Below are 24683 nucleotides of genomic sequence, written 5' to 3'. Positions count from 1 at the left end.
CAGTGCAGAACGTCCTCAACACCCTTCGCGCGCTCGAAGAGGTGGCGATGCGTCAGCCCGTCGGCGTCGGTGACCTGGCACGGGCCATGGAGCTCCCGAAGAGCACGGTCCAGCGCGCGCTCGGCACCCTGCACACGGCAGGCTGGATCAAGCAGTCCGGCGCCACGCCCACCCGCTGGTCCCTCACCACGAAGGCACTCCTGGTGGGACGACAGGCCACGGGCGAGCTCGATCTGCGGGACGTCGCCGTGCCGGTGATGGACGAGCTGCGCCGCAGCGTGGACGAGACCGTGCACCTGGCGGTGCCGGAGGGCGACCGGGTGGTGCTCGTCGAGCGCCTGGAGACGACCCAGCCGGTGCGGATCGTGCTGCCGCTAGGCCAGCACCTGTCGGGGCACGCGTCCGCCAACGGCAAGGCGATCCTCTCGGCCCGCTCCCCCGAGGCCGTCGAGCGGTACGTGGCCGCGGGCCTGACCCGCTACACGGACCTGACGATCGACGACCCGGCGGCGCTGCGCGCCGATCTCGACGCGGTCCGCACCCGGGGATACGCCGTCAACCTGGGCGAATGGCGCGAGGACGTGTCCGCCGTCGCGGCGCCTGTGATCGGCCCCGACGGGAGCCCGGTCGGCAGCGTGAGCATCAACATGCCCACCAGCAGATGCGATCGCGAGCGGCTCGAAGCGCTGGGCGGACATGTGCGCGCGGCGGCACGGAGGATCAGCGCGAGCCTCGGCCACCAGGCGCCCGGAGCGGCCCGCGCGAGCTGATACGGGCACAGGTCGCGCCGCCGTCGGCCCGGCCCCGCGCGAGCCCATCCGGGCACAGGTCCCGCCACCGTCGGCCTGGCCCCGTGCGAGCCGATCCGGGCGCAGGTCCCACCACCGTCGGAGCGGCCCGCGCCAGCCGACCCGGGCACAGGTCCCGCCGCCGCCGGCCCGGCCCCTGACCCTGGCCGAGCACTCGCCGCAGCGGTCCCCGGCGACGGCCACCCCGGCGCCAGCCCATGACACCGGTGCGTCCGCGCCCCCTGCGCCGATGTGTCCGCGCCCTCTTGACGGGGCGTGACCACCGTCACATACTCGCCACCATTGCACTGGAGTTCCGTATGACGGAACTCCATGTCCACCCTGCGGACAGTCCGGGTCGGAGCGACTGCCCGCTCACGGCAGGGGCGCGGCCCGCTGCGCACGCTTGCGCCGCCACCCCCGGGTGCCCCCGGACGCCGCCACGGGTCCCTTCCGCATGCCCGCACTCGGCCACGCCCGCGATGTGGCCGAAGTCCCAAGGCGAGGACGTGTCATGGCAGACCATCTCATCGCGATCGGCGCACTGGTACTCGTGTTCACCCTGTCCACCTTCACCTCCGTCCACATGGGCGCGCTCGCGCTCGTCGCGGCCTTCGCCGTCGGCTCCGCCGTCGCGGACGAGAGCGCCGACGACGTGTTCGGCGGCTTCCCGGGCGACCTCTTCGTCGTCCTCGTGGGCGTCACCTTCCTCTTCGCCATCGCGAAGAACAACGGCACCATCGCGTGGCTCGTGCATGCCGCGACGCGTGTCGTGGGCGGCCGCATCGCCCTCATTCCCTGGGTCATGTTCCTCATCACGGCGGTGCTGACCGCGGTCGGCGCGGTGGTGCCCGCGGCGGTCGGAGTCATCGCCCCGATCGGCATGAGCTTCTGCGTCCGCTACCGCATCGACCCGCTCCTGATGGGCCTGCTCGTCATCAACGGAGCGAGCGCGGGGGGCTTCTCGCCCGCCAGCGTCTTCGGCAGCATCACCAACGGCGTCGTCGAGCGCAACGACCTGCCCGGCGACCCGGGGCTGCTGTTCGCCGCGTCCTTCCTCTTCAACGCGGCGCTCAGCGTGGTCGCGTACTTCCTGTTCGGCGGCCGGCACCTGCTCGGCCGGCGCGCGGACGACGTCGTCCCCGTGACCGACAGCCCCGGCGCACCGGGCGCGCCCGGCGGCGAACCCGGCATCGGCGGCACACACGCCACCGGCAGCGCACAGGACACCGGCGGCCCCGCCACCGCCACGCTCGCCCCCGCCGTCACGGAGACCACCGCGCTCCGCCTCGACCGGGCCCGCGTCCTGACCCTCCTCGGGCTGCTCGGGATGGTCGCCGGGGCGCTGTTCCTCGACTACAACGTCGGCCTGATGGCACTCACAGTGGTCGTCGCCCTCACCCTCGTCGACCCCGACTCGGCCAAGGGCGCCGTGGACCGCTGCGCCTGGTCGACCGTGCTCCTCGTCTGCGGCGTGGTCACGTTCGTCGGCGTGATGGAGCGCATGGGCACCATCGACTGGCTCGGCGACAGCGTCGCGAAGATCGACTCGCCGCTCCTCGGCGCCCTGTTGATCTGCCTGATCGGCGCCGTCGTCTCCGCGTTCGCCTCCACCACCGGCATCCTGGGCGCCCTGATCCCGCTCGCCGTGCCGTTCCTGCTGGCCGGTGACGTCAGCACGGTCGGGCTGATCATCGCCCTCGCCGTGTCCTCGTCGGTCGTGGACTCCTCGCCGCTGTCCACCAGCGGCGCGCTGGTCACCGCCAACGCGCCCGAGGACGTGCGCCCGCAGGTGTTCGGCGCCCTCATGAAGTGGGGACTCTCGATGGCGCTCCTGGTGCCGCTCGCCACCTGGGCGCTGTTCGTGGTGCCGGGTCAGGGCTAGTACGACGCACGGGCTGCGGCTCCGGGCTGCGGCTCCGGGTGGGGGCCGCGGGCCGGGGCCGCGGGCCGGGGCCGCGGGCCGGTGAGTCAGTGCGCGGCGGACGCCTTCCGCAGGGCCGTGATGCAGGTGTGGATGGCCTGCTGGAGCTCTTCGAGGCGCTGCACCATGTCGTCCTCGTAGATGTCGTCGAAGTCGGCGGCGTCGTCGAGGGTCAGCTCCTCGAAGACCTTGGTGGCCTTCTGGAGGCTGCTGTAGAACTTCGTGCGCCGCTCCTGGACGCGGAGTTCGGGGTCGGACTCGACGGTCTCGGCGACGAGGCCCTTCACCGTGTCGTACGCCTCCGTCGCCCACTCCCCGGCCTCCTCGGAGTCGTCGAGCTCGTCGAGCAGCGTCAGGTGCCGCTCGGCCTCGGCGCGCAGGGCGGCCGGGGCGTCGAGGGTCTGTCCGGCGGGGGTGCGGATCTGGCCCTCCTCGGCGACCTTGCGGACGTACTCGATGCGGTCCGCGGCCCTGGCCTCGCCGGCCACGGCCTTCTTCAGCTCGTCGGTGCGGGCGATGTCGCGGGCCAGCTCCGTCTGGAGCGCCGGGTCCTCCTTGAGGCGGTCGAGGAGCGCGTGCCGGGCGGCCTGCGCGGTGCCGGGGTCGGCGAGGATCGCGGCGCGCAGCGCGGTGGGGTTCTCGGCGACCTCCAGGGCCTTGGTCGGGCGGATGCCCTCCGCCTCGGCGGCGGCGGTGATGGCGGTACCGCGCGCGGAGTCCGCGCCGGAGCGCGACACGTAGTACGTCAGCCACACGTCGGCGTCGGGGAGTTCGACGTCCTGGCCGGGGGCGAGGGCCTCGAAGTGCGGCACGAGGCCGTCGTCCGCCGCCTTGTCCCACGCCTTGTAGAAGCGCATGACGCGGTCCGCGGAGCATCCTGCGAGCTCCGCGAAGGCCTTCGCGGACAGCTTCGGCGTGCCCTCGGCGGGCTGTCCGCCGGGGCGGACGCTGCGGGCCACCTTCAGGCCGAAGGTCCAGCCGCCGGTGCGCGCGTAGGCTCCGAACTCGCGGGCGTCGCGCGCCACGAGCTCGTCCGCGGAAGGCAGTTCCCCGACGTCGGCCGGTGCGGCGGCCTCGGCGGCTTCGGGAGCGGCGGTCGCTACGGTCACTGAGTACTCTCCGGGTGGGTCACGGGCCGACAAGAAGCAGAACGCACAGCCTATATCTACGTGTTGCTCCTGCTTTCCACCGGATCGCGCCGGGCCGCGAGGCGGCGCCACGCGCCCAGGGCCAGGAACACACACCCCGTCCCGCCGATCACCAGGTCGCCCCACCGGGGCATCCCGGCCTCCCTGAGCAGGGCGGCGACTCCGAAGCTCACCCCCCACCCGGAGTCCGTCACCGCGGAGCCGAAGCCCTGCACGAACAAGATCGCACCGAAGAGCAGCATCAAGCCCTCCCCCTTTTTCTGCATTCCGTTTCGTTTCACATCGTTCCGATGCAGTCGCATCACTACGGCCGCCACGGAGATCATGCATGCGGCAGCGATATGATGCAACTGCATCGGAACGAGGGCGCACGGGTGCCCGACAGCGAAGGGACACCGGCGTGCCCAAGCAGGTGGACTACGAGGAGCGGCGGCGCCGGATCGCGGACTCGGTGTGCTCCCTGATCGCGCGATCCGGCATGGAGGCGGTCAGCCTGCGCGATGTCGCCGCGGACGCCGGGGTCTCCATGGGGGCGGTGCAGCGCTGCTTCCGCACCAAGGACGAGATGCTGCTCTTCGCCCTGGAGCACATCTCGGCCCGGGTGGGCGCGCGCGCCCACACCCGCCTCGCGCAGTCGCCGGAGCCCCGCTCCGCCGCGACGCTCCTGGCGCGCACCCTGTCGGCGATCGCGCTCGCGGACCCCGAGGACCGCACCGACGCCCAGGTCTGGCTGGCGTTCGTGGCGCACGCCGCGGTGAGCGAACCGCTCGCCGCCGTGCTGTGCCAGACGTACACCGATCTGCACGACCTGCTGGTGTGGCTGATCGGCTACGGCAAGGACACCGGCGAGTTCCGCGCGGACGCCGACCCGGAGCTTGCGGCCCGCACCCTGCTCGCCCTCGCCGACGGCCTCACCGCGCACGTCCTGGTCGGCCACCGCACCCCGGAGTCCGCGCACGACCTGCTGTCCCGGTACGCCGAAGGCCTCGCGGCGCCACCCCGATGACGAGCGACGACCGCGGGCCCCGCCGGACCGCCACCGCTGGTGCCGCGGCCGGGTCGGTGCCCGCCGCCCAGCGGGCGGAGTCGGACGCGGTGGTGCAGCGGGGGCGCGCTCGCCGTCAGGCCGCGCCGATGCGCCGGACCGTCCCGTCCGTGCCGTCGTACGGGGCCCAGCCCGGGTCGCCGGTCGCGGCGAAGCGGATCCAGGCCGCGCGCGTCCACGAGGACAGCTCCGCCAGCGCGGCCTTGGCGGACGGTTCCGGTGCCGGGCCGAGCAGGCCCGCGTCGCCGTACAGCTCGGGCAGGTCCGTCCGGCCGAAGACGAAGGGCAGCTCGACGGTGTGGGCGGCACCGAGCAGCCCGCCGACCGCGGGCGAGCGCCACGTGAACTCGTAACGGTGGACCCGGGAGGGGGCCTTGGCCGCGTGGGCGTCGGCCAGGGCCCTGCTGCCCGCCCCGAACAGCGCCTCGGACAGGATGGCGGACCGCAGCTCGGCGGCGGACGCGTCGGGGCGGGCGGACGCGCGTACGGCGGCGAGGAGTTCCGCGGGCCGCCGACGCGACCGGGCCGCGGTCGCCTCGACGTCGGCCGCCGTCGACGCGGCGTACGCGCCCTGCGGTACGAGGTAGAGATTGCCCTCCTGCGCGGTGGTGCCGACGAGGAGGTCGACGTCGAGCGGTCCGGTGCGGGCGGCGAGGGTGTGCGCGGCCTGTTCGGCCAGGACGGGGGCGAGCGGGCTGAGGCCGACGAGCGGGTCGGGGCGGGTGGCGGTGCGCAGGTCGAGGCCCGTGAGGTCCGGCACCACCCCGACGAGGCGTTCGTCGGGGACGGCGGCGAAGGCGCCCGCGTCCGGGGCGACGCCGAGCGCCCGCGCGGCTGCCTCCGTGACCCGGGCGGCCTGCTCCGGGTGGAAGGCGCCGAGTCCGCTGCCGCTCTGCACCACGGCCCGGCGGAAGAGTCCCTCGGCCGCCGGGTCCGCGAGCAGCGCGGCGACGAGCGTGGCACCGGCGGACTGCCCGAACACGGTCACGGCGCCCGGGTCGCCGCCGAACGCGGCGATCTCGTCCCGCACCCAGCGCAGCGCGGCGAGCACGTCCAGGAGACCGCGGTTCGCGGGCGCCCCCGGCAGGTCGAGGAACCCGGTCACTCCCAGGCGGTAGTTGAGGGTCACCAGGACCGCTCCGTCCCTGGCGAGCGCCGAGCCGTCGTACAGGGCCGCCCGGGTGGAGCCGGCGACGAAGCCACCGCCGTGGACGAAGACGAGGACGGGCAGGGGCCGGGCGGCGGGTGCGGCCGGGGCGCGCACGTCGACGGTGAGGTAGTCGTCCCCGCGGATCCAGCCGGGCCCGAAGTAGGGCGCCATGTCGAGTGAGCCGAGGCGGCGTTCGCCCTGCGGGGCGGTCGGCCCCGGTGTGGTGGCGTCGCGGGTGCCGTGCCACGGCGCGTGCGGCTCCGGCGCGGCGAAGCGGGCGGCGCCGAGCGGGGGCGCGGCGTAGGGGATGCCGAGGAAGGCGGCGACACCGTCCCGTACGGAACCGCGTACCGGGCCCTTGGACGTGTCGATCACGGGGTGCTTCGTCGTCTCGATCACGGGGTGTGTCGTCTTCTGGGTCACGGGGTGTGTCGTTGTCTGGGTCACGGGGTGTGTCGTCGTCCCGATCCGGGGACGCGTCGTCATCGCCGGCCCTCCCCCGTCGTGTCCTGGCGGGTGGCACGGCCGAAGGGGGCCCAGCCCTTGATGGCGAACGCGTCCGCCGTGCGGGTCACTTCGAGGGCGCCGTGCCCGCCGAAGTGAGCGGGGAAGAGCAGGGCGCCCTGGTCGGCGGCCCGGCCGAGGAGCCGTCTGCGGGTGGCGCGGGCGGTCGCCGGGTCCTCGCAGAAGCAGCTGTTGCAGTCCGGGTGGAGCACCTGCGCCGGGCTGTGCATCAGGTCCCCGACGAACAGGGCACGGTCCGTGCCGGACTCCAGGGTCACGACGCAGGAGCCCGGGGTGTGGCCCGGGGCCAGGTCGAGGCGCAGGTGGGCGTCGATGCGGTGGCCGCCCTCCCACAGCAGGGCCCGGCCCTCGCGGTGGACGGGGGCGACGCTGTCCTCGAACACGTTCTGGTTGCCCCGGCCGAGGACGCTGCGGTGCCCGTTCGCCGGATTCCAGAAGTCGAAGTCGTCCCTGGCCATCAGATAGACGGCGTTCGGGAACGTCGGGACCCAGTCGCGGTCCTCCAGGCGGGTGTTCCAGCCCACGTGGTCCACATGGAGATGGGTGTTCACGACGACGTCGACGTCCTGCGGAGCGACGCCCGCGGCGGCGAGGCGGTCCAGAAAGCCGGTGTTCCGGTGACTCCAGACCGGGCTGTAAGGGCGCTCCTTGTGGTTGCCGACGCCGGTGTCGATCAAGATGGTCCTGCCGTCGCTGCGCAGGAGCCAGGTCTGGATGGCGGACTGGACGACGCCGGGGGCGTCGGGGGTGCCGGAAGCGTCGGGGGTGCCGGAAGCGTCGGGGGTGCTGTTCAGGAAGTCCGGGCGCAGCCAGGCGGCGCCCTCGCCCTCCCAGGCGCGGTCGGGGATGCCGGGGAAGAAGTCGGCGGGGGTCAGGTCCACGGGGCCGTAGTACTCCAGGACGCGGGTCACGGAGACCTCGCCGATCTGGAGGTGGTCGACGGTCCGCTGCCGCTGGTGAGCGGCCGTGTCCGTCGTCGGCCGGTTCGCTGTGCGTGTCATGGGCCCAGCGTGCGGCGGGCCCGCGGGCGCAGCCACACCCGCCGCTGCCTACCCCTCGCAGGGTCAGGCTCCCCGCCCGTACCGGGTCGATACTGGACCGTATGGACGGACAGAGCCAGCTCGGCGTTTTCCTTCAGGCCCGCAGGTCACGGGTGCGGCCCGACGACATCGGCCTGAAGACCTACGGCGACCGGCGCCGCGTGCCGGGTCTGCGCAGGGAGGAGCTTGCCCTGCTCGCGGGCGTCAGCGCCTCGTACTACACCCGGCTCGAACAGGGGCAGTCGCACAACGCGTCGCCCGCGGTCCTCGACGCCCTCGCCCGCGCGCTCGGCCTGGACGAGTCGGAGCGCAGGCACCTGCACGACCTGGGCGCCGGGGCCGCGCGGGCACGGAAGGGCCTGCGCCGCCCGCCCCCGGAACACGTAGGTGACGCCACCCGCCATCTCCTCGACGCACTCGCCGGTGTCCCCGCGGTCGTCCTCGGCCGCCGCACCGACATCCTCGCCTGGAACGCCCTGGGCCACGCGCTCTTCGCCTCCCACCTCCCGGCCGACGGGCCCGACCGCGCGCCGACCCGCCCCAACATGGCCGCGCTGGTCTTCCTCGACCCCGACATGCGGGCGCTGTACGCGGACTGGGAGACGAAGGCACGGTCCGTGGTCGCCAACCTGCGCGAGGTCGTCGGCCGCCACCCCGACGACGCCAGGCTCGCCTCCCTCATCGGCGAACTCACCATGAAGAGCCCCGAGTTCAGCGCGATGTGGGCGGCCCACCAGGTGCGGGCCTGCGACGCCGCCCCGCACACCATGCACCATCCACTGATCGGCGCCGTCACGGTCACGCAGCAGGCCCTGCGCACCGGGGACGACCAGAGCGTCGTGGTCGCGCACACCGCTCCGGGGTCCCCCTCCCGCGCGGCCCTCGCACTGCTCGCCGACCGCGGCGCCCCGGCCGCCCCCGTGGCCCCCGTGGCTCCCGTGGCCTTCGAACGATCATGTGCGGGTGGAGCCCGCTAGGTTGGCGGCACGGCGGTCGTCGGCGGTGGGGGTCCGCAAGCCGGAGGAACTGCTGCCGCTCTTCGAGACCGCCGCGCGGGCGCCCGGGATCACGGCACGGGGACCCAGGGCCGCCGGGCGAAGGGGGGCCTAGGACCGCCGGACGGAGAGGTCCAGGACCGCCGGACGGGAGGTCTAGGACCGCGGGACGGCAGGGCGCCCGTCCGTGGTCGGTGGCCCCTCGCGCGACCGACCGCGAGACTTGCCCCATGGATACCGCACGGACAGCCGCCTACCTGCGGCGCATCGGCGTCGAGCGACCGGCGGCCCCCACCGCTCGGGCCCTGCGCGCACTGCACCTCGCGCATCTGCGCAGCGTCCCCTTCGAGAACCTCTCCATCCACCTGGGCGAGGAGGTCGACCTCACGGAGAAGGACCTCCTGGCGAAGATCGTCGACGGGCACAGGGGCGGCTTCTGCTACGAACTCAACGGCGCCTTCGCCGCGCTCCTCGCCGCGCTCGGCTTCGAGGTCACCCTCCTCCAGGCCCGGGTGTACGGCGACGACGGCCGGCCGGGCATCCCCTACGACCACCTGGCGCTGCGGGTGGGCACCGAGGACGGCGGCGACTGGCTCGCCGATGTCGGCTTCGGCACCCACAGCCACCTCCCGCTGGACTTCGCGGAACGCGGCGAGCAGACCGACCCCGGCGGCACGTTCCGCATCGCCCCGGCGCCGGGCGGCGACCTGGACGTCCTCAAGGACGGCCGACCGCAGTACGTCGTCGACCAGCGGCCGCGCGCGCTCGCGGACTTCGGTGCCGGTGCCTGGTACCACCGCACGTCGCCGAAGTCGCACTTCACCCAGTCCCTGGTGTGCTCCCTCGTCACGCCGACGGGCCGCGTCACTCTGAGCGGGAACAAGCTCACGGTCACCACCGGCGGCGAGCGCGAGGTCACGGAGCTGGCCACGGACGAGGAGGTCATCGCCGCGTACGAGAACCACTTCGGCGTCACCCTCGACCGGGCGCCGAGGGTGGCCGAGCCGGTGCGGATCGGCGGCCGGTAGTCCCCGCCCGTGCCCCGCCCGTGTTCCGCCCGTGTCCCGCTGCGGACTCCTCCCGCCCTGTTCCCGGCTCCGTCTCCGTCCTGCTCCGGACTCCGCCCCCGTCCCGTGCCGTCCTTGCGACATGACACGGCACGGAGCACGGAGTGCCCCGCTCTGTCCAGACCTTTTGCCGCAAAGCGCACGCGCGCGGGGGCGGTGACGTTCATCGCGGCAAGCACCGGCTCCACGGACGTAGGCTGCCGCACTGTGAAGAGCCACATATCATTCGAGCGGCTGCACGACTTCCGTGACGTGGGCGGCCATGTCACCGAGGACGGCCGTACGGTGCGCCGTGGGCAGCTGTACCGGTCCGACGCGCGTGTCCCCGAGCATCCGCCGTTCGCCCACCACCACCTCCGCGACGCGCACCACTACGAGGACGGCGTCCGGGAGCTGCGCCGCGCCCTGGAGCTGATCGCCGCCGAGGAGTCGGAGCCGGTGGTGTTCCACTGCCCCGCCGACGAGGACCGCACGGAACTTCTCGCCGCCCTCGTTCTCGCCCTCCTCGGCGTCGCCGAGACCGACATCGTCCAGGACTTCGCCCATGCCCGCACGACCGAGCGGTACGGGTCGCTGCGCGCGTACGCCGCCCAGGTGCTCGGCGCCGACGACGAGTTGGTGAGCGCCGCGCTGCGCCGCAGGCTGCTCGAACCCGCCGCGGGGGCGGAGCTGGCGTTCCGGCGCGGGGTCGAGGCCGACATCCCGGTGCTCGTGCGGCTGCGCGACGAGGCGGCCCGCTGGCAGATCGCGCAGGGCATCGCCCAGTGGAAGCCGGGCGAGCTCGGCGAGGAGCACTTCCGGGCGCGGCTCGCGGACAGCGAGCTGTGGATCGCGACGCTCGGCCCCGACGGTCCGGTCGCGGGCGCCTGGGAGCTGTGGTGGGACGACCCGGCGGCCTGGGGCCCGCAGCCGCCCGTCGCCGGCTACGTCCACCGCCTGATGACGGACCGCGCCACCGCCCCCGCGGGCACCGGACGCCGCATGCTCGCCCACGCCGAACGCCGTGTCCGCGCCGCGGGCCGCGGCCTGTGCCGCCTGGACTGCCGCGCCAACAACCCGCGGCTGCGGGCCTACTACGCGTCGGCGGGGTACGAGGTCGTCGGCGAGCAGCCGTCCAAGGACGGCGGCGTCGGCGGTCGGTTCGCCGCCGCGCTCCTCGAGAAGCGGGTGCTCGACGCGGTGCCCGAGCGGGTCGCTGCGGAGCACGCGCGGCGGCACGCCAGCCGGTCCGGCGTCTGAGGGCGCGCGGCGCGGCGGCGCGCTCGACGACCGCCGGTGATACCGACGGCGGCCCGGTGGTTCGGAGCGACGCCCCGCTTCGGAACGACACCCGCTTCGGCCTTGGAGCAACACCCGGTTCGGAGCAACACCCGGTTCGGGGCGACACCCGGTTCGGGGCGACACCGCGGTTCAGAGCGAGGCCTTGATCCGTCGGGGCGCGTCCGCGATCCGGCTGATCAGGGAGACGACGTCCGGTGGCTGCCTGCTCGCGTGCCGGTCGGCGCTGAGCACGTAGTAGATCTGCTCCAGGGAAGGCGGCCCGACGGCCACCGTGCGCAGCGCCGCCTGCCCCGGTGTGGCCTGCCCAGTACGCACCAGGTAGGCGGCGCTCATCGACCCGGTGCGGCCGACGCCCGCGCCGCAGTGCACGAAGACCGGTCCTTCCGCGTCCGCGACGACGCGCAGGAAGTCGTCGACCTGACGGCCGTCGGGGGTCTGCCCGTCGCGGATCGGCATCCGTACGACGTGCAGCCCGGCGCGCCGCGGCCGGTCGAGGGCGGCGGCGCCCAGCTTCTCCGCGCGCAGGTCCACGACGGTGTGGACGCCGTGCGCGGCGAGGGCGCGATATCCCTCGGCGGAGGGCGCGGAGCCGCGCCAGAGCCGGTCGTCGACCTGCTGAAAGTGGCGGATGCCCGCCAGTTCGCGGTCGTCCGGGGCGTGTGCGCCGGCCCAGGCCGACACGGCGAGGACGCCGAGTGCCGACGTGAGCCAGAACACCGTGTAGCCGAGGACGCACAGGCCCAGGGTCTTCAGGACCCGGCGCGGGAGCGGACGCCGGGGCCTCGGCCGGACGCGCGCCCGGGAGCCGAGGGCACGTACGGAGGCGAGCAGGGCGGCGCACGCGGCGACCGCCCGAGCGGGTGTGGCAGCGGACAGCAAGCGGTCACCACCAAAGGCGTGCGTACGGGAGCACGCCGGGACGGGGCGGGGAGGGGACGGGCCGCACGGCGGCGGAGCGCGCAGACGACGCGAAGGCGGCGCGGCAACGCGCGGACACATACGCACAGACGCCTTCCAGAGTAGCGGCGCCCGCGGGCCCCGGCGACCGGGTCCGGGCCTCCCACCAGGCACTCCGTCATCGCCAACACCCGGGGGAACAACGGTGGTTGCGAGTGGTCAGCCTGCCCGGCGCACCGTCGGCCGTTCCTGGCTCTCGCCGAGGACCTTCGCGCGGGTGCGGTGCGCCGTCGCGTCGACGAGACAGCCGCGGAGCCGCATCACGTCGTGGTCGGAGAGGGCGGGACGTATCACTCCGGCCCAGACGTCCGGGCTCAACCGGGTCAGCGGGGCACGGACGTTGAGGACGGCGGTGGACCGGCGGCACCGTTCCCACAGCTCGCGTGCCGCGAGGGCGCGGGCATCGGCGTCGGCGGTGCCGTGCACCTCGACCTGGTAGACGACGGTGGTCGCCGCCGAGGCGGACCGCTTCCCCGGCCGGGTCTGGGTGGCGTCGGACAGCGTGCCGACGAGGAGGGCGAGCAGCAGCCCCGAGGCCGCGACCACCGCGGTCACGACGACCGCCCGCAGGGTGCGGGGCGGCGGCACGGGCGGGGTGGCCTCCAGGTCCGGCACCCGGCCCCGGAGGTCGTGCGGCGGCGCGGTCAGCCGGGTGAGCCGTCCGGCGAGCCTGCGCTCGGCGCCGGGCCTCGCGGTGGCCGCCGAGATCTTCTGCACGACCCACGCGACACCGGAGAGGAGCACTCCGGCCGCCATCAGGACCGGTACGAACACATAGGTGCGGTGGGCTCCGTCCGGGCCGTGCGGCTCCAGCCAGCGGAACCGCACGCCCTGCTCCGCGCGCGCCTCCGTGAGCCGCCGCCGGACCTCGTCGGTGCGTTCGTCGGCGTCCGCGATCCGGCGTTCGAGGCGGCCGATGCGGTGCAGGAGCAGCGCGCACACCAGCAGGCCCTCGACCACCAGGAGCAGTACTCCGCAGATGAGGGCGCGCTGCCACTCCCAGCGGGTGAGGTAGACCACGCTGTACGCGGCGGCCGCGGCGGCGGTGAGCCCGCCGAGGAGGTAGCTGACGTACTTCACGAGGCCATCCCCTGCCGGCGGCCGGGACGGCGTGAGGCATCCAATGCGCCCGGCGCGCCCGGCCTGCCCGGTACGCCCGGCCTGCCCGGTGCATCCGGCCTACCCGGTGCGCCCGGCCTACCCGGTGCATCCGGCCTGCCCGGCGCGTCTGGTGCCTCCGATGCGCCCGGCGCGCCGCCGTCGTCGTCGCCGGCCGCCTCGGCGACAGCCGTCACCCGTACCTTCTCCACCGCTCCCGTGCCCCCGTCCACGGACATCCGGGTGCCTTCGGGGAAGCGGTCGAGGGCGTCGGGTACGCCCACGACCGTGGGCACCCGGTACTCGCGGGCCAGCACGGCCAGGTGGGAGAGCACACTGCCGGTCTCGGCGACCAGGCCGGTGAGGCCGGGCAACTGCGGTGCGAGGGCGGGGTCGAGGGTGCGGACGACCAGGACCGCGTACCGGGGCCGGTCGCCCGCGCCGTGCCAGGCGGTGCCCGAACCGAAGCCGCCGCCCGCGCCCTGCCCGGTGCCCGCCGTGCCGCGCCGGTCCGGTTCGGGTACGGGGCGCCCGGCGGCGAGGCGGAACGCGGCGGGCAGCGCGGGGCACGGCGGCCGGGGCCGCCGTGCGGGGAGGTCGGCGGGCAGGGCCGCGCCGTCGCTCGCCGCCGTCAGCTCGTGCCAGCGCAGCAGCGGGACGCGGGCGGGGGCGTCGACGAGCCCGGCTGCCACGAGGCGGGCCGCGATCTCGTGGACCATGCCTGCCTGCATCTCCTGCACCCAGCGGACCCGCAGCCGCAGCCCCTCGCGGGCCGGGAGCGCGCCCGTGCCGCGCGGTACCCCGGCCCAGGCCGTGCGCGCGGGCAGCGGTGCGCGCGGGCCGAGCGACGGCGGCAGCAGGGAGAGCAGCACCGGGTGCCTGGCTATCAGGCGCGCGTCGTCCGTCGCGCCCGCGCCCGTCTCGGACAGCACGGCCAGGGCCTCGCCGACGGCGGTGGCGCCGGAGTCGTCCGGCAGCAGTGCCCCGGCCAGGGACTCCTGTGCGTGCAGCGCGCCGAGGACCGTACGGCCCCAGGAGATCGCGGCGAACAGCCGTCCGCTCAGCATCTCCTCGGGGCGCGGCAGTTCGCTCAGGCACCGGTCCACGTCGGCCATCAGGTCGACGGCGAGCAGGGGCAGGGCGGAACGCAGCCTGCCGGTGCGCCAGGCCGCCGCCGCGCGGCGTCCGCCCGGGGCCGGGTTGAGGGAGGCGAGCAGGGCGCGGGACCGGCGGAGCGGGGGTGCGGCGCCGAGGAGCCGCAGGTCGGCGGCGGCGCGGCCGTCGACGGTCGTGACGACGGGTAGGCGGCGCAGGGCGGCGCGCGGGGCCGAGCCCGTGACGTCCAGGGCGACCGTCAGGCCGTACGACATGGGGGCCAGCCACAGGTCCTCCTCCAGCGGTTGCAGCACACCGGGGAAGGTCTCGGCGACCGGGCCGGGGCCGAGCAGCCGGGCCCGGCGGGGCGGTGCGACGGGCATGGCGGTGATGGGGCGGGCCTGGAACAGCCAGAGGCGGTCGTCGGCGTCGAAGCCGAACTCGATGTCCTGCGGGCCGCCGAACTCCCGTTCCGCGAGGCGCGCGAGGCGTACCAGACTCCGCAGCCGCCGGTGGTCGAGCAGGCGGGCGGCGCGCGGCTCGCCGGGTTCGGTGTGCACGAGGCGGGCCTTCCGCGTGAGGTGGTAGCGGATGCCCTGGACGCTGCCGTCGACGAGCCGGTCGGGGCCGCCGCGCACGGCGCTGACGAGCAGCCGGTCGCGGCGCCCCGCGAGCGGGTCCGCACCGAACAGCACACCGCCCGCGGTGGCGTGCACCATGGGCTGGACGAGGACGGCCATGTCCGCGGCGGCGGCGCCCGCGGCAGGGCCCCGGGGAGACCCCCCGGTCCCCACGGCACCAGCCCCCACGGCACCAGCCCCCGCAGCGCCGGACCCCCCGGCACCGGACACCGCAGCACCGGACCCCCCGGCGCCAGGGCCCGCTGCCACGGTCGCCCGGCGGGCGGAGCGCAGGACCCGCCGCACCGCCGTCAGGAACGCGTCCCAGCCGCGTACGTCGAGGACCGTCTCGAAGAGTCCCGCGAGGGACGACTCGGCGCCGTCCTCGTGCACGGAGGAGGAGCGCACGACGAGCGGGCGCCCGCCGTTCTCGCTCACCGCGCTCCAGGCGCGTCGCAGGGCGTCCTCGCCGCAGGGGGCTCCGGTCGCCGCCCCGGCGGGGACGACGACGAACCCGGGCAGGACGGGCAGGCCCGCTGCGGCGGCCCGCGCCAGGTTGGCGGCTTTCGCACCGGCGATCCCGGCGTCCCTGGCCCGTCGGTTGTCCAGGGCGAGCACCGCGAGCCGGTCCGCGTCGACTTCGGGCATGGCGACCTCCTCCGCGCGACCGGGACGGAAAACCGTCCAGCCCTTAGCACGGACGCCTGTCATCACGGCCAAGTTGACATCGCGAACAGACGAATCGAGCCCAAATCCTGACAACGCACGACGGCCCGGTGACCGTGAGGTCACCGGGCCGTCGCCGGGACGGAACCGGCTGAACGGAGTCAGCCGGACAGCGTCAGCGAGGAGGAGGGAGGAGGTCAGCGCACGCGCTGAAGCTCCCGCTCCGGGTCGGAGTACGGCGCCGCTCCGCCGTTCACGTCGCCGAGCTGCTTGTGCAGCTTCTCGCCCTCCACGTCCACGTTGGGCAGCAGCGCGTTCAGCCAGCGCGGCAGCCACCAGGCGGACTTGCCGAGGAGCGCGAGCACCGCGGGCACGATCGCCATGCGGACGACGAAGGCGTCGAAGAGGACGGCGGCCGCGAGACCGAAGCCCATCATCTTGATCATGTCGTCGTCCTCCATGATGAAGCCGGAGAAGACGCTGATCATGATGACCGCGGCGGCGGCGACCACGCGTCCGCCGTGGGTGAAGCCGGTGACGATGGCCTCCCCCGGGCGCTCGCCGTGGACGTACGCCTCACGCATACGCGTCACGAGGAACACTTCGTAGTCCATGGCCAGACCGAAGACCACACCGATCATGAAGATCGGCATCATGCTCATGATCGGGCCGGGCTGGTCGACGCCGAACACGTCGGCGAGGTGGCCCTGCTGGAAGACCGCGACCACCGCGCCGAGCGCCGCGAGCACCGAGAGCAGGAAGCCGAGGGCCGCCTTCAGCGGGACGAGGATGGAGCGGAACACCAGCATCAGGAGCAGGAAGGCCAGGCCGACGACGAGGGCCAGGTACGGGATCAGCGCGTCGTCGAGGGTCTGCGAGAAGTCGATGGTCATGGCCGTCTGGCCGGTGATCAGGACCTCGGAGCCGGTCTTGCCCTCGACGTCGCCGAGGCCCGAACGGATCTTCTTGACCAGCTTCTCCGTCTCGGCGGCGCTCGGTCCCGTCGACGGTACGGCCGTCATGATCGCCGCGTTGTCGGCCTTGTTCGGAGCGGCCGGGGTGACGTTGACGACGCCGTCGAACTTCTTGAGCGTCTTGGCGACGTCCTTGGCGGCGGCCCCGGCGCCCTTGTCCTTGTCGACGACGACGGTCAGCGGGCCGTTGAAGCCCTTGCCGAAGGAGTCCGACAGCATGTCGTACGCCTTGCGCTGCGTGGTGTCCACCGCGTACGTGCCCTCGTCGGGCAGGCCGAGCTCCAGCTTGGCGGCCGGGGCGGCCACGACGCCGAGACCGACGACGGCGAAGACCAGGACGATCAGCGGGCGGCGCAGCACGAAGCGGGCCCAGCGGGTGCCGAGCTTGGGCTTGGCGTTCGGGTCGTTGAAGGGGACGCCGACGGGCTTCTTGCGGTCCTTGCGGCGCAGCGTCCTGCGGGGCGCGAAGCCGAGCAGGGCGGGGATGAGGGTCAGCGCGATGAAGACGGCGATCACGACCGTGCCGGCCGCGGCGAGACCCATCTTGGTGAGGATCGGGATGTTCACGACGGCGAGGCCGGAGAGGGCGACGACGACGGTGAGTCCGGCGAAGACCACGGCGGAGCCCGCGGTGCCGACGGCGCGGCCCGCCGCGTCCTCCGGTGTGCGTCCGTCCGCCCGTTCGGCGCGGTAGCGCGAGACGATGAACAGCGCGTAGTCGATGCCGACCGCGAGGCCGATCATCATGGCGAGCGTCGAGGTGGTGCTGGACAGCTCCAGGGTGGAGCCGAGCGCGGTGATGCTGGAGATGCCGATGCCGACGCCGATGAGCGCGGTGAGGATCGGCATGCCCGCGGCGATCAGCGAGGCGAAGGTGATGATCAGGACGACCGCGGAGACCGCGATGCCGATCATCTCGGCGCTGCCGCCCATCTGCTGCTCGGTGGGAACGGCGTCACCACCGGCCTCGACGGTCAGCCCCTGCTTGCGGGTGTCCTCGAGGGTCTCGGTGAGCGCGTCCTTGTTCTCGTCGCTCAGCTCGGTGCCGGTGACCTTGTAGGACACGGTCGCGTAGGCGGTGGTGCCGTCCTTGCTGACCGTGCCCGCCTTGAAGGGGTCGTCGACCTTGGAGACCTTCTCGGCCTTGCCGAGGCGGTCGACCAGCTTCTCGACCGTCGCCTTGTTCTTGGCGGAGCTGATCTTCTCGCCCTCGGGGGCGCGGACCACCACGCGGGCGGTGGCACCGTCGGCACTGGTCTCCGGGAACCGCTCGTCGAGCAGGTCGAAGGCCTTCTGGGACTCCGTGCCGGGCATGGAGAAGGTGTCGGCGGGAGGCTTGGGAGCCGTTGACGCAGCGACGCCCGCGCCGATGAAGAGGGCGACCCATATGAGCGCCATCCACCAGCGCCGTCTGAAGGCGAGACGGCCCAGTTTGTAGAGGAACGTAGCCACGGCGAAGGAGACTCCCGTCGGGATGGGGCAGGACTGTTGAGACGTGCGGAACGTGAAAGCGGTGCACGGGATACGGACGTCCCGTCGGCGTTCACTGCGGGTCGCCGGTACAGGTCGTCAGGATCCTCTCCATCGTGACGGTCGCTTCCGGCACGTAAGTCAGACTGCGGGCCGGACTATCGGCCCACGACCGGTGTAGTCCCGCGGGAGCGGACTCATCCTCGGGTAGGAGACCCGAGGAATGGGTGTAGGTCTCATGTACCAGCCGCCCGTGACGGGTGTGACCTCTGTCTCGTAGCGCCAACTAGCCCGCAATTCGTCTTCATTCGGGACACATGACGCACCTCCGGTCACAGAACCGGGACGATACGGGCACCAGCCGTGACCCGCGGCCTCGTCGTCGTCCGCCGTAGAGAAGGACGAGGCACCCCGTAGGGGCTCGCCCGCGCACCCCATGTCCGCGATGACGCACCGTCGCCGTCGCGTCACGGAAACCGGCGGTGTCCGGAAGCGGGCGTCCCGGAAGAACCGTGTGGCGGTGCGCCGGGGTTGCTACCGTGCTGCTGTCGGACCGGGGGGAAGCAGTATGGGGGAACATCTGTGCCGAAGTTACGCCGCGCCGGCGCCTGGCTCTTCGACTTCGGGTTGGTGGTCGCGGTCGGCTGGCTCATCGCCGCCCTGACCTTCCACCGCATCGCCGCGCTCCTCACGGACGTGCCGGAGCTGGTGGCGAAGGGCAGTTGGGAGTTCCTCACGTCCAGAGGCGACGCCAAGGGCGCCGCCGACGACCTCGTCGACTCGCTGTGGCAGGACGCCGTCGGCTATGTCCAGCAGGGCTTCCTCGCCCTGGTCGTCCTCACCTTCCTGTACCAGTGGCTCACGCTGCACTTCGCCGGGAGGACCCTCGGCAAGGCCCTGTTGGGGCTGCGCGTCACGCCCCGGTCGGGGCCGCGCTCGGCGCTGCGCGCGGCGGTCACCACGACCACCGACGTCGGTGTCTACGCACTCGCGTGCTGCATGCTGGTGCAGGGCTGGATCTTCCTGTCCGTCGTGTGCTGGCTCGCGGCGGTCACCCTGTTCGTCTTCAACGCCGTTCCCGTGCTGTCCCCGTCCTCCCGTTCCCTCGCGGACCGGATGGCAGGCACGACAGTGGCGGCGGTGGCCTTCGCCGGGCTGCCGACAGCACCCCCGGAGCCTGCCCTTCCGCCTCAGCCGGACCTCACGGGCTGGTGAGAGGCCCTGCCGCCGAACGGCGGTGAGCCCGGCGCGCCGTGGAGCGCGCCGGGCGTTCAGGGACTCGTCGTTCAAGGACTCCCGGTGGAGTCGTTCAAGGACTCCCGGAGTCGTTCGGGGGCGCGCAGGGTCCTTCGAGGCCGTGTTCAGACCCGCGTACTCCCACGCATGACCTCGATCACGCTCGCGTAGCTGTCCCCGCCGTGTCCCGCGTCCCTGGTCCGCTCCATGGTGGACTTCAGGAGCTCCGGCAGCGCGTTGTCGACGCCCCGGTCGGCCGCCGCGTGGATGAGGTGGTCGATGGTGGCGATCTGTACGTCGACGGTCGCGTCGTCGCCGGGATAGCGGCCCTCGTCCACCTGCCCCGCGTACCGCGTGAGGAAGGAGTGCACCGCGCCCCCGAGCCAGCGGTTCGCCAGCTCCGTGAAGTCGGTGGCCGCCACCCCGTCGGCGCCGACCAGCGCGGTGCCGTGCAGCCAGCCGGTGAACGTCGACCACATCACGCCGAGCAGCGCCGCGTCGTACAGCGAGGCCACTCCCGGATCGGCGCCGAGGTACAGCGGGTCGCCGAGCACCTCCAGGGCGCCCCTGTACGTCTCGAAGGCCTGCTCCGAGCCGCTGTACAGGAACATCATGTCCGGGTTGCCGACGCCGGGCGGCGTCGTCATGACGGCGCCGTCGAGGTAGGCCACGTCGTGGGCGTCCGCCCAGCCCTCGAACTCCCTGGCCTGCTCCGGCGATCCTGAGGTCGCGTTCACCAGCGTGCGGCCCGCGAGCCGCGCGGCGACCGGGTCGACGACGGTGTGCAGCGCGTCGTAGTCGAGCACGCAGGCGATCACCAACTCGGCCGCGGCCACGGCCTCTTCCGGCGTCGCGGCCACGTGCGCGCCGCGCTCGGCGAGCGCCTTCGCCTTCTCGGGCGAGCGGTTCCACACCGTGGTCGGGTGGCCGCGGTCCAGGAAGGCGGCGGCCAGGGCCGAGCCCATGTTGCCGAGCCCGATCACGGTCACGGGCACACGTCCGGCGTTCGGTGCGGCGGTCCCATTGGCTGCGTTCACGGTGTTCACGGTGTTCACTGCGTCCTTGCTCCTCGGTGATCCGGTGACCTTGTGACCGGGTGGTGCCGTGACCAGGTGGTCCTGTGACCAGGTGGTCCGGTGGCCCGGTGGCCCGGTGGTCCGGTGGCCCGACGACGACTGATCGCGTCGTTCGCGTGAGAACCACCTTCGCAACGCGCAGACGGCCCGGACAGTGACACGGTTGACGGCGACCACCAAATTCCTGCCAGGTGGGTCCCGCGGGCGCCGTACTCTCGCCGTATGAGCGCTGGTTCCGTCGCGGTGGTCGTGACCGAGAAGATCGGGGTTCCCTCCTGGGACCTGTACGAACTGAGCATTCCGTGCACGGTGTTCGGCAAGCCGCAGCCGGATCTGGCGGACCCCTGGTACGAGTTGCGGCTGTGCGGCACCGGCTCGCCGGGGGCGGACGCGGCGGAGGAGCCGTTCGGCCTCTCGGTGCGCACCCGGTACGGCCTGGACGACCTGGTGGGCGCGGACACGGTCGTCGTGCCTTCGGTGCCCGACGCCTGCGTCGAGGAGGGCGCGCCGCTGCCGCCCGGCCTGGTCGACGCGCTGCGCGCGGCCCACGCGGCGGGCGCGCGCATGGTGTCCCTGTGCAACGGCGCGTTCGCCCTGGCGGAGGCGGGTCTGCTCGACGGGCGCCGGGCCACCGCGCACTGGCAGCACACCGCGCAGCTCGCCGCCCGCCACCCGCGCGTCCAGGTCGACGACTCGGTCCTGTACGTGGACGACGGCGACGTGCTGACCAGCGCGGGCCTGACCGCGGGCCTCGACCTGTGCCTGCACCTGGTCCGCCGCGACCTCGGCGCGCACGTCGCCAACCAGCTCGCCCGCCGCATGGTGGTGCCCGCGCACCGGCCGGGCGGACAGGCCCAGTTCATCGACCTGTCGGTGCCGGTCACGGACGACGCGGGCCTCGGCCCCGTCCTGCAGTGGGCGCGCGAGCGCCTCGACCAGCCCCTGACGGTGGCGGACCTGGCGCGGCGCGCGATGCTGAGCCCGCGCACGCTCCACCGCAGGATCCAGGCCGCCACCGGTACGACCCCGCTCCAGTGGCTCCTCAACCAGCGCCTGGCCCGCGCCCAGAGCCTCCTGGAGTCCACGGACCTGCCGGTCGAGAAGATCGGCGAACTGAGCGGCCTCGGCACGGCGAACAACCTCCGGCACCACTTCCTCAAGCAGGTCGGCGTGTCCCCGAGCGACTACCGCCGGGCCTTCCCGCGGTCCGCTCCGGACGTGCCGGAGGTGCCGTCGACGCGGTCCGCGTGATCCCACCGGAGAGTTGCGCGGACCCCACGCGAAAATCCTCGGAAAACCCGCTCCGGCGACGCCCACGCTGCCCCCGTCCCGGCCTCCGGCGGGGGCCCGCACGCCCGAAGGCGGGCAGGACGAGCAACCTGCCCGGCGCCCCCTCCGCACACGGCGCACACACCCGCACAAGCCCTCTCCGCACCCCCTCTGGCCTGGGCTTTCACCAGCCGCGACGCTAGTGTCGGCCGCTCGTGAAAGGGGTTCTGATGGACCGGAACATACGCACGGTCGACGATGTCCTCGACCTGCTCGACGGCCTGTTCGCGCCGGGCGCCGACCGGTGGACGGCGGACGCGGCGAACTGGTGGGACGGGTTCTACACCGACCGGTCCAAGCCGGTGCCGTTCTTCGCGGCGAAGCCCGACGAGAGCCTCGCCTCCTACCTCGCACGCGGCCTGGTCACGCCGGGACGCGCCCTCGACCTCGGATGCGGCCCTGGCCGCAACGCCCTGCACCTCGCCGCGCACGGCTTCGACGTGGACGCCGTCGACGTGTCACCGGCCGCGCTCGCCTGGGCCGGGGAACGCGCCCGCGACGCGGGCGCGGACATCCGCTTCCACCTCGGCGACGCGTTCGCCCTCGGCCCCGCGGTCCTCGACGGGCCCTACGACCTGGTGTACGACTCGGGCTGCTTCCACCACCTGCCGCCGCACCGCCGCATCAGCTACCTCGCGCTCCTGGAAAGGGTCCTGGCGCCCGGCGGCCACTTCGCGCTCACCTGCTTCGCGGCGGGCGGCATGGGTTCGGAACTCCCGGACGCGGACTTCTACCGCACGTCCGGGCTCCAGGGCGGCCTCGCCTACACCCCGGAGTCCCTGCGCGCGATCTTCGCCGACCTGACCGAGGTCGAGCTGCGCCGCATGCACGACGAGCCGTCGGACGCGGAGCACTTCGGCGAGCCGTTCCTGTGGACGGCCTTGTTCACCAGAGGCGGATGACCTCTCATGGAATGTACCTACTAGTATGTACGCACTCGCGTCAGGGAATCCCTCAACCACGCGTCAGGGAACCCCTCAACCAACCGGGAGGACTCTCGCCATGCCGTTCGTCCGCATCGACGCCTGGGAGGCCGACAGCGGCCGTCTCGACGCGCTCGGCCGTGCCGTCCACGACGCCCTGGTGGAGACGGTCGGCATCCCGGCCGACGACCGGTTCCAGGTGCTGACCGGTCACGACGGCAGCCGCAGCACCCTGCGCTACGACGACTATCTCGGCGTGCACCGGGACAGCGGCATCGTGTACGTGGCGATCACGATGCGCGCGGGCCGCACGCCCGGCGTGAAGCAGGCGCTCTACCGGCGCATCGCCGAACTCGCCGAGGAGTACGCGGGCACCGAGCCGCGGAACGTGTTCGTCACCGTCACCGAGAACGAGTCGATCGACTGGTCGCTCGGCGACGGCGTCGCGCAGTACGCCGGTTCGCCGGGGCCGGATGCCCCTGGCGGGGCCTGAGCGGACCCGGACCCGGCGGGGCCTGAGCGGACCCGGAGCTCACTCGACGTGGGCCGCGATGGTCCTGGCGCACGCGAGCGCCTCGTGCTGCGCGGTGTCGACCTCCACGTCGTACCGCACGCCCTGGTGGACCAGGTCCGCCTGCTTCGCGGCCATGCCCGTGATGCGGTCGCCGCGGGCGGTCTCGCGCCCCGCGGCGACCCCCGCCTCGCACCGCACGCCGACCCACAGCACGGGCACGCCCTCCAGGGCGCGCCGCCAGCGCCCCTGCGACCGGGCGCCGCCGAGGAACACCTCGTCCACGATCACTCGCGCGCCCGCCCGCGCCATCGCGGCGACCCCCTCGATCCAGGCCGCCTCCAGGGTGCGGAACTCCTCCCCGACGGTCACCGCTCCGTCGTCGGCGAACTCGATGCCCGCGTCCGACGCCTGCATCGCGGCGGGCAGCGCGGCCACGAAGGTGTCGACGCCGAGGCTGAGCCACGGCTCGGAAAGCTCGGCCTGAAGACACCGGGCGATGCCGGACTTCCCCGAGCTGGAACCGCCGTTCAGAACGATCAATTGAGTGCGCACGACGCCACAGTAGGCGCGCGGGACCGCGAGGGCTCCTGGATTTCCGTGGGGCTCGGTGTGGCCCTATAGGGCACGTCCGCGCCGCCCGTCCCGACTTCGGGGACTTCGTCATGCTCTTGCGTGACGCGACCGCTGCCGACGGTGCGCGGCTGGCGACAATGCGCACATGCCTGATGACTGGAAGCGGCAGATCGACGCGCTGCACAGCGAACTCGTCCGCCGCGACGACCCGGCGGCGTGGGTCAGCGAGGCCGACGCGGTGGACGCCTCGTACCGCTACCCGCAACTCGCCGTACGCGGCCCCGTCTTCGGTCTCGCCAGCCGGGCGGCCGGGGGAGACGAGCCCTGGCGGCTGCTCGGCGACGTCATGGAGGGCACACCCCAGCAGGCCCGGGACGGCCTCAACTCGCTGCTGTGGTTCATGGCGAAGGACTCCGTCGACGACCGGGAGCAGCGGTGCGCCCTGCTGGCGTCCGTGGCCCGGCTCGAACGCGAGCCGGTCGACGAGCTCACCGTGCTCGGCACGCGCTACCGCGTCATCCGCGGCGACGAGTTCGCACGGGCCGGCGCGGACGGCCTGGAGCCGCCGCGCCCGACCGATCCCGAACCGGCGCACGCGTCCTGGGACGACCGGCCGTCCCCGTCCTCCCACGACGAGGGCTTCGCACTCGACCCGGCCCGTGCCGGGGGTCTGATGGCGGGCGCGCTGCGGATCGCGCTGCGCGGCTTCACGTACACCGGAGGCCATTTCCCCGCGGCGTTCCGGGAGGACTCCGAGCGGGCCGTGCGGGACTATCCGGAGGTGGTGCTGCTGCCCGTCACGTTCGGTGTGGCGGAGCGCAAGGGCGAGCGGTGGCGGCCGCGGGGCGCGCTGATGCCGACCCCGCACGACGCGCGCCGCCTCCTCGTGCACGGCATGACGGAGATCTGGCCCCTGGTGCACGAGTACGACGACGACGAGCGCGCCGACTTCGCCCGTGCCGCCGCCGAGTTCAAGGCGGCGGGCCGCGCGAACGAGGTGACGGTGCGCGACCGGTGCTTCCGCGTCTGCCGGGTGGAGCGCATGGTCAGGATCGGCGCCGACGGCCCCGAGGCGGCCCGCCCCTCGGACGTCGAGACGACGGAACCGATGAAGCTGCACCCGACGATGGACGAGGACGGCGTCATCCACTACGACGCCTGAGGCCACCACCACGACGACCGGGGGGTG

The 24683-nt window shown here is 73.6% G+C and carries 21 protein-coding genes; 11 read left to right on the top strand and 10 right to left on the bottom strand.

The features are described from left to right. Positions 1–2: 2 nt before the first annotated feature. Together GPA10_RS23470 and GPA10_RS23465 are read left to right on the top strand one after the other, a co-directional pair. On the top strand, positions 3–770 hold the full coding sequence (locus tag GPA10_RS23470; RefSeq protein WP_343041255.1) for an IclR family transcriptional regulator: 768 nt from the start codon (positions 3–5) through the stop codon (positions 768–770). 532 nt (positions 771–1302) lie between these two features. Beyond that, positions 1303–2673: an SLC13 family permease gene (locus GPA10_RS23465; protein WP_157167226.1), complete on the top strand. Its 1371-nt coding sequence runs from the start codon at positions 1303–1305 to the stop codon at positions 2671–2673. Between the two features lie 86 nt (positions 2674–2759). Here the strand turns inward: GPA10_RS23465 and GPA10_RS23460 are convergent, their stop codons facing one another. Then, complete coding sequence (locus GPA10_RS23460) at positions 2760–3821, bottom strand: hypothetical protein (protein WP_425505805.1); 1062 nt, start codon at positions 3819–3821, stop codon at positions 2760–2762. Positions 3822–3877: 56 nt separating this feature from the next. Beyond that, positions 3878–4102, bottom strand: coding sequence for a hypothetical protein (locus GPA10_RS23455; protein ID WP_198351678.1), 225 nt, complete (start codon positions 4100–4102; stop codon positions 3878–3880). A gap of 158 nt (positions 4103–4260) precedes the next feature. Between GPA10_RS23455 and GPA10_RS23450 the strand changes: the two genes are divergently transcribed. Further along, positions 4261–4866 (top strand): TetR/AcrR family transcriptional regulator, encoded by a 606-nt coding sequence (locus GPA10_RS23450; protein WP_058851080.1) that lies wholly within the window; start codon positions 4261–4263, stop codon positions 4864–4866. Positions 4867–4981: 115 nt separating this feature from the next. Here GPA10_RS23450 and GPA10_RS23445 read toward each other — a convergent pair whose 3' ends face one another. Both GPA10_RS23445 and GPA10_RS23440 read right to left on the bottom strand, forming a co-directional pair. Next, positions 4982–6478: a carboxylesterase/lipase family protein gene (locus GPA10_RS23445; protein ID WP_343041254.1), complete on the bottom strand. Its 1497-nt coding sequence runs from the start codon at positions 6476–6478 to the stop codon at positions 4982–4984. 59 nt (positions 6479–6537) lie between these two features. Beyond that, entirely contained in the window at positions 6538–7581 is a 1044-nt protein-coding gene (locus GPA10_RS23440; RefSeq protein ID WP_157167222.1) for an MBL fold metallo-hydrolase, read from the bottom strand. A gap of 101 nt (positions 7582–7682) precedes the next feature. On the opposite strand from GPA10_RS23440, the gene GPA10_RS23435 reads away from it, so the two are divergent. From GPA10_RS23435 to GPA10_RS23425, 3 genes are all read left to right on the top strand, one after another. After that, complete coding sequence (locus GPA10_RS23435; protein ID WP_157167221.1) at positions 7683–8597, top strand: helix-turn-helix domain-containing protein; 915 nt, start codon at positions 7683–7685, stop codon at positions 8595–8597. A 248-nt stretch (positions 8598–8845) separates the two neighbouring features. Further along, a complete protein-coding gene (locus GPA10_RS23430; protein ID WP_157167220.1) occupies positions 8846–9643 on the top strand; it encodes an arylamine N-acetyltransferase family protein in 798 nt (265 codons plus the stop codon). 246 nt (positions 9644–9889) lie between these two features. After that, positions 9890–10921: a GNAT family N-acetyltransferase gene (locus tag GPA10_RS23425; protein WP_343041253.1), complete on the top strand. Its 1032-nt coding sequence runs from the start codon at positions 9890–9892 to the stop codon at positions 10919–10921. A 171-nt stretch (positions 10922–11092) separates the two neighbouring features. Here the strand turns inward: GPA10_RS23425 and GPA10_RS23420 are convergent, their stop codons facing one another. From GPA10_RS23420 to GPA10_RS23405, 4 genes are all read right to left on the bottom strand, one after another. Continuing rightward, positions 11093–11842, bottom strand: a complete 750-nt coding sequence (locus tag GPA10_RS23420; protein WP_079086459.1) for a fused DSP-PTPase phosphatase/NAD kinase-like protein — start codon at positions 11840–11842, stop codon at positions 11093–11095. 237 nt (positions 11843–12079) lie between these two features. Then, the gene (locus GPA10_RS23415; protein WP_343041252.1) at positions 12080–13000 is read right to left on the bottom strand and encodes a hypothetical protein; all 921 of its coding nucleotides are present in this window, start codon (positions 12998–13000) and stop codon (positions 12080–12082) included. Then, on the bottom strand, positions 12997–15381 hold the full coding sequence (locus GPA10_RS23410) for a PEP/pyruvate-binding domain-containing protein (RefSeq protein WP_246259612.1): 2385 nt from the start codon (positions 15379–15381) through the stop codon (positions 12997–12999). The genes GPA10_RS23415 and GPA10_RS23410 overlap by 4 nt, the downstream gene beginning before the upstream one ends. 215 nt (positions 15382–15596) lie before the next feature. Next, complete coding sequence (locus GPA10_RS23405; protein ID WP_058848742.1) at positions 15597–17825, bottom strand: MMPL family transporter; 2229 nt, start codon at positions 17823–17825, stop codon at positions 15597–15599. A gap of 600 nt (positions 17826–18425) precedes the next feature. Here GPA10_RS23405 and GPA10_RS23400 point away from each other — a divergent pair. Then, on the top strand, positions 18426–19058 hold the full coding sequence (locus tag GPA10_RS23400) for an RDD family protein (RefSeq protein WP_343041251.1): 633 nt from the start codon (positions 18426–18428) through the stop codon (positions 19056–19058). Between the two features lie 146 nt (positions 19059–19204). Here GPA10_RS23400 and GPA10_RS23395 read toward each other — a convergent pair whose 3' ends face one another. Beyond that, entirely contained in the window at positions 19205–20116 is a 912-nt protein-coding gene (locus tag GPA10_RS23395; RefSeq protein WP_343041250.1) for an NAD(P)-dependent oxidoreductase, read from the bottom strand. A gap of 282 nt (positions 20117–20398) precedes the next feature. Between GPA10_RS23395 and GPA10_RS23390 the strand changes: the two genes are divergently transcribed. The 3 genes from GPA10_RS23390 (at position 20399) to GPA10_RS23380 (ending at position 22900) form a co-directional block, all read left to right on the top strand. Then, positions 20399–21406: a GlxA family transcriptional regulator gene (locus GPA10_RS23390; RefSeq protein WP_425505811.1), complete on the top strand. Its 1008-nt coding sequence runs from the start codon at positions 20399–20401 to the stop codon at positions 21404–21406. 248 nt (positions 21407–21654) lie between these two features. Next, positions 21655–22386 (top strand): class I SAM-dependent methyltransferase, encoded by a 732-nt coding sequence (locus tag GPA10_RS23385; protein WP_157167217.1) that lies wholly within the window; start codon positions 21655–21657, stop codon positions 22384–22386. A gap of 100 nt (positions 22387–22486) precedes the next feature. Further along, positions 22487–22900: a tautomerase family protein gene (locus tag GPA10_RS23380; RefSeq protein ID WP_058848746.1), complete on the top strand. Its 414-nt coding sequence runs from the start codon at positions 22487–22489 to the stop codon at positions 22898–22900. A gap of 39 nt (positions 22901–22939) precedes the next feature. On the opposite strand, the gene cpt is transcribed toward GPA10_RS23380, so the two are convergent. After that, positions 22940–23473 carry a chloramphenicol phosphotransferase CPT gene (gene cpt / locus GPA10_RS23375; protein WP_343041249.1) on the bottom strand — a complete coding sequence of 178 codons (534 nt, stop codon included), beginning with the start codon at positions 23471–23473 and terminating at the stop codon, positions 22940–22942. Between the two features lie 166 nt (positions 23474–23639). Here cpt and GPA10_RS23370 point away from each other — a divergent pair, with 166 nt between their 5' ends. Next, entirely contained in the window at positions 23640–24656 is a 1017-nt protein-coding gene (locus GPA10_RS23370; protein ID WP_058848748.1) for a DUF5954 family protein, read from the top strand. The last annotated feature ends 27 nt before the right edge of the window (positions 24657–24683 follow it).

Origin of the sequence: Streptomyces typhae (assembly GCF_009755605.1) — a bacterium.
In the GTDB taxonomy this organism is placed as follows: domain Bacteria; phylum Actinomycetota; class Actinomycetes; order Streptomycetales; family Streptomycetaceae; genus Streptomyces; species Streptomyces typhae.
Note: the sequence above shows the minus strand (reverse complement) of the source record. Positions and strands in the feature narration are given on the sequence as shown.

Coding starts and splice junctions, on each gene's coding strand:
- GPA10_RS23465 (WP_157167226.1), top strand. CDS start 1,303: ATGGCAGACCATCTCATCGCGATCGGCGCACTGGTACTCGTGTTCACC.
- GPA10_RS23455 (WP_198351678.1), bottom strand. CDS start 4,102: ATGCTGCTCTTCGGTGCGATCTTGTTCGTGCAGGGCTTCGGCTCCGCG.
- GPA10_RS23440 (WP_157167222.1), bottom strand. CDS start 7,581: ATGACACGCACAGCGAACCGGCCGACGACGGACACGGCCGCTCACCAG.
- GPA10_RS23435 (WP_157167221.1), top strand. CDS start 7,683: ATGGACGGACAGAGCCAGCTCGGCGTTTTCCTTCAGGCCCGCAGGTCA.
- GPA10_RS23430 (WP_157167220.1), top strand. CDS start 8,846: ATGGATACCGCACGGACAGCCGCCTACCTGCGGCGCATCGGCGTCGAG.
- GPA10_RS23410 (WP_246259612.1), bottom strand. CDS start 15,381: ATGCCCGAAGTCGACGCGGACCGGCTCGCGGTGCTCGCCCTGGACAAC.
- GPA10_RS23385 (WP_157167217.1), top strand. CDS start 21,655: ATGGACCGGAACATACGCACGGTCGACGATGTCCTCGACCTGCTCGAC.
- GPA10_RS23380 (WP_058848746.1), top strand. CDS start 22,487: ATGCCGTTCGTCCGCATCGACGCCTGGGAGGCCGACAGCGGCCGTCTC.
- GPA10_RS23370 (WP_058848748.1), top strand. CDS start 23,640: ATGCCTGATGACTGGAAGCGGCAGATCGACGCGCTGCACAGCGAACTC.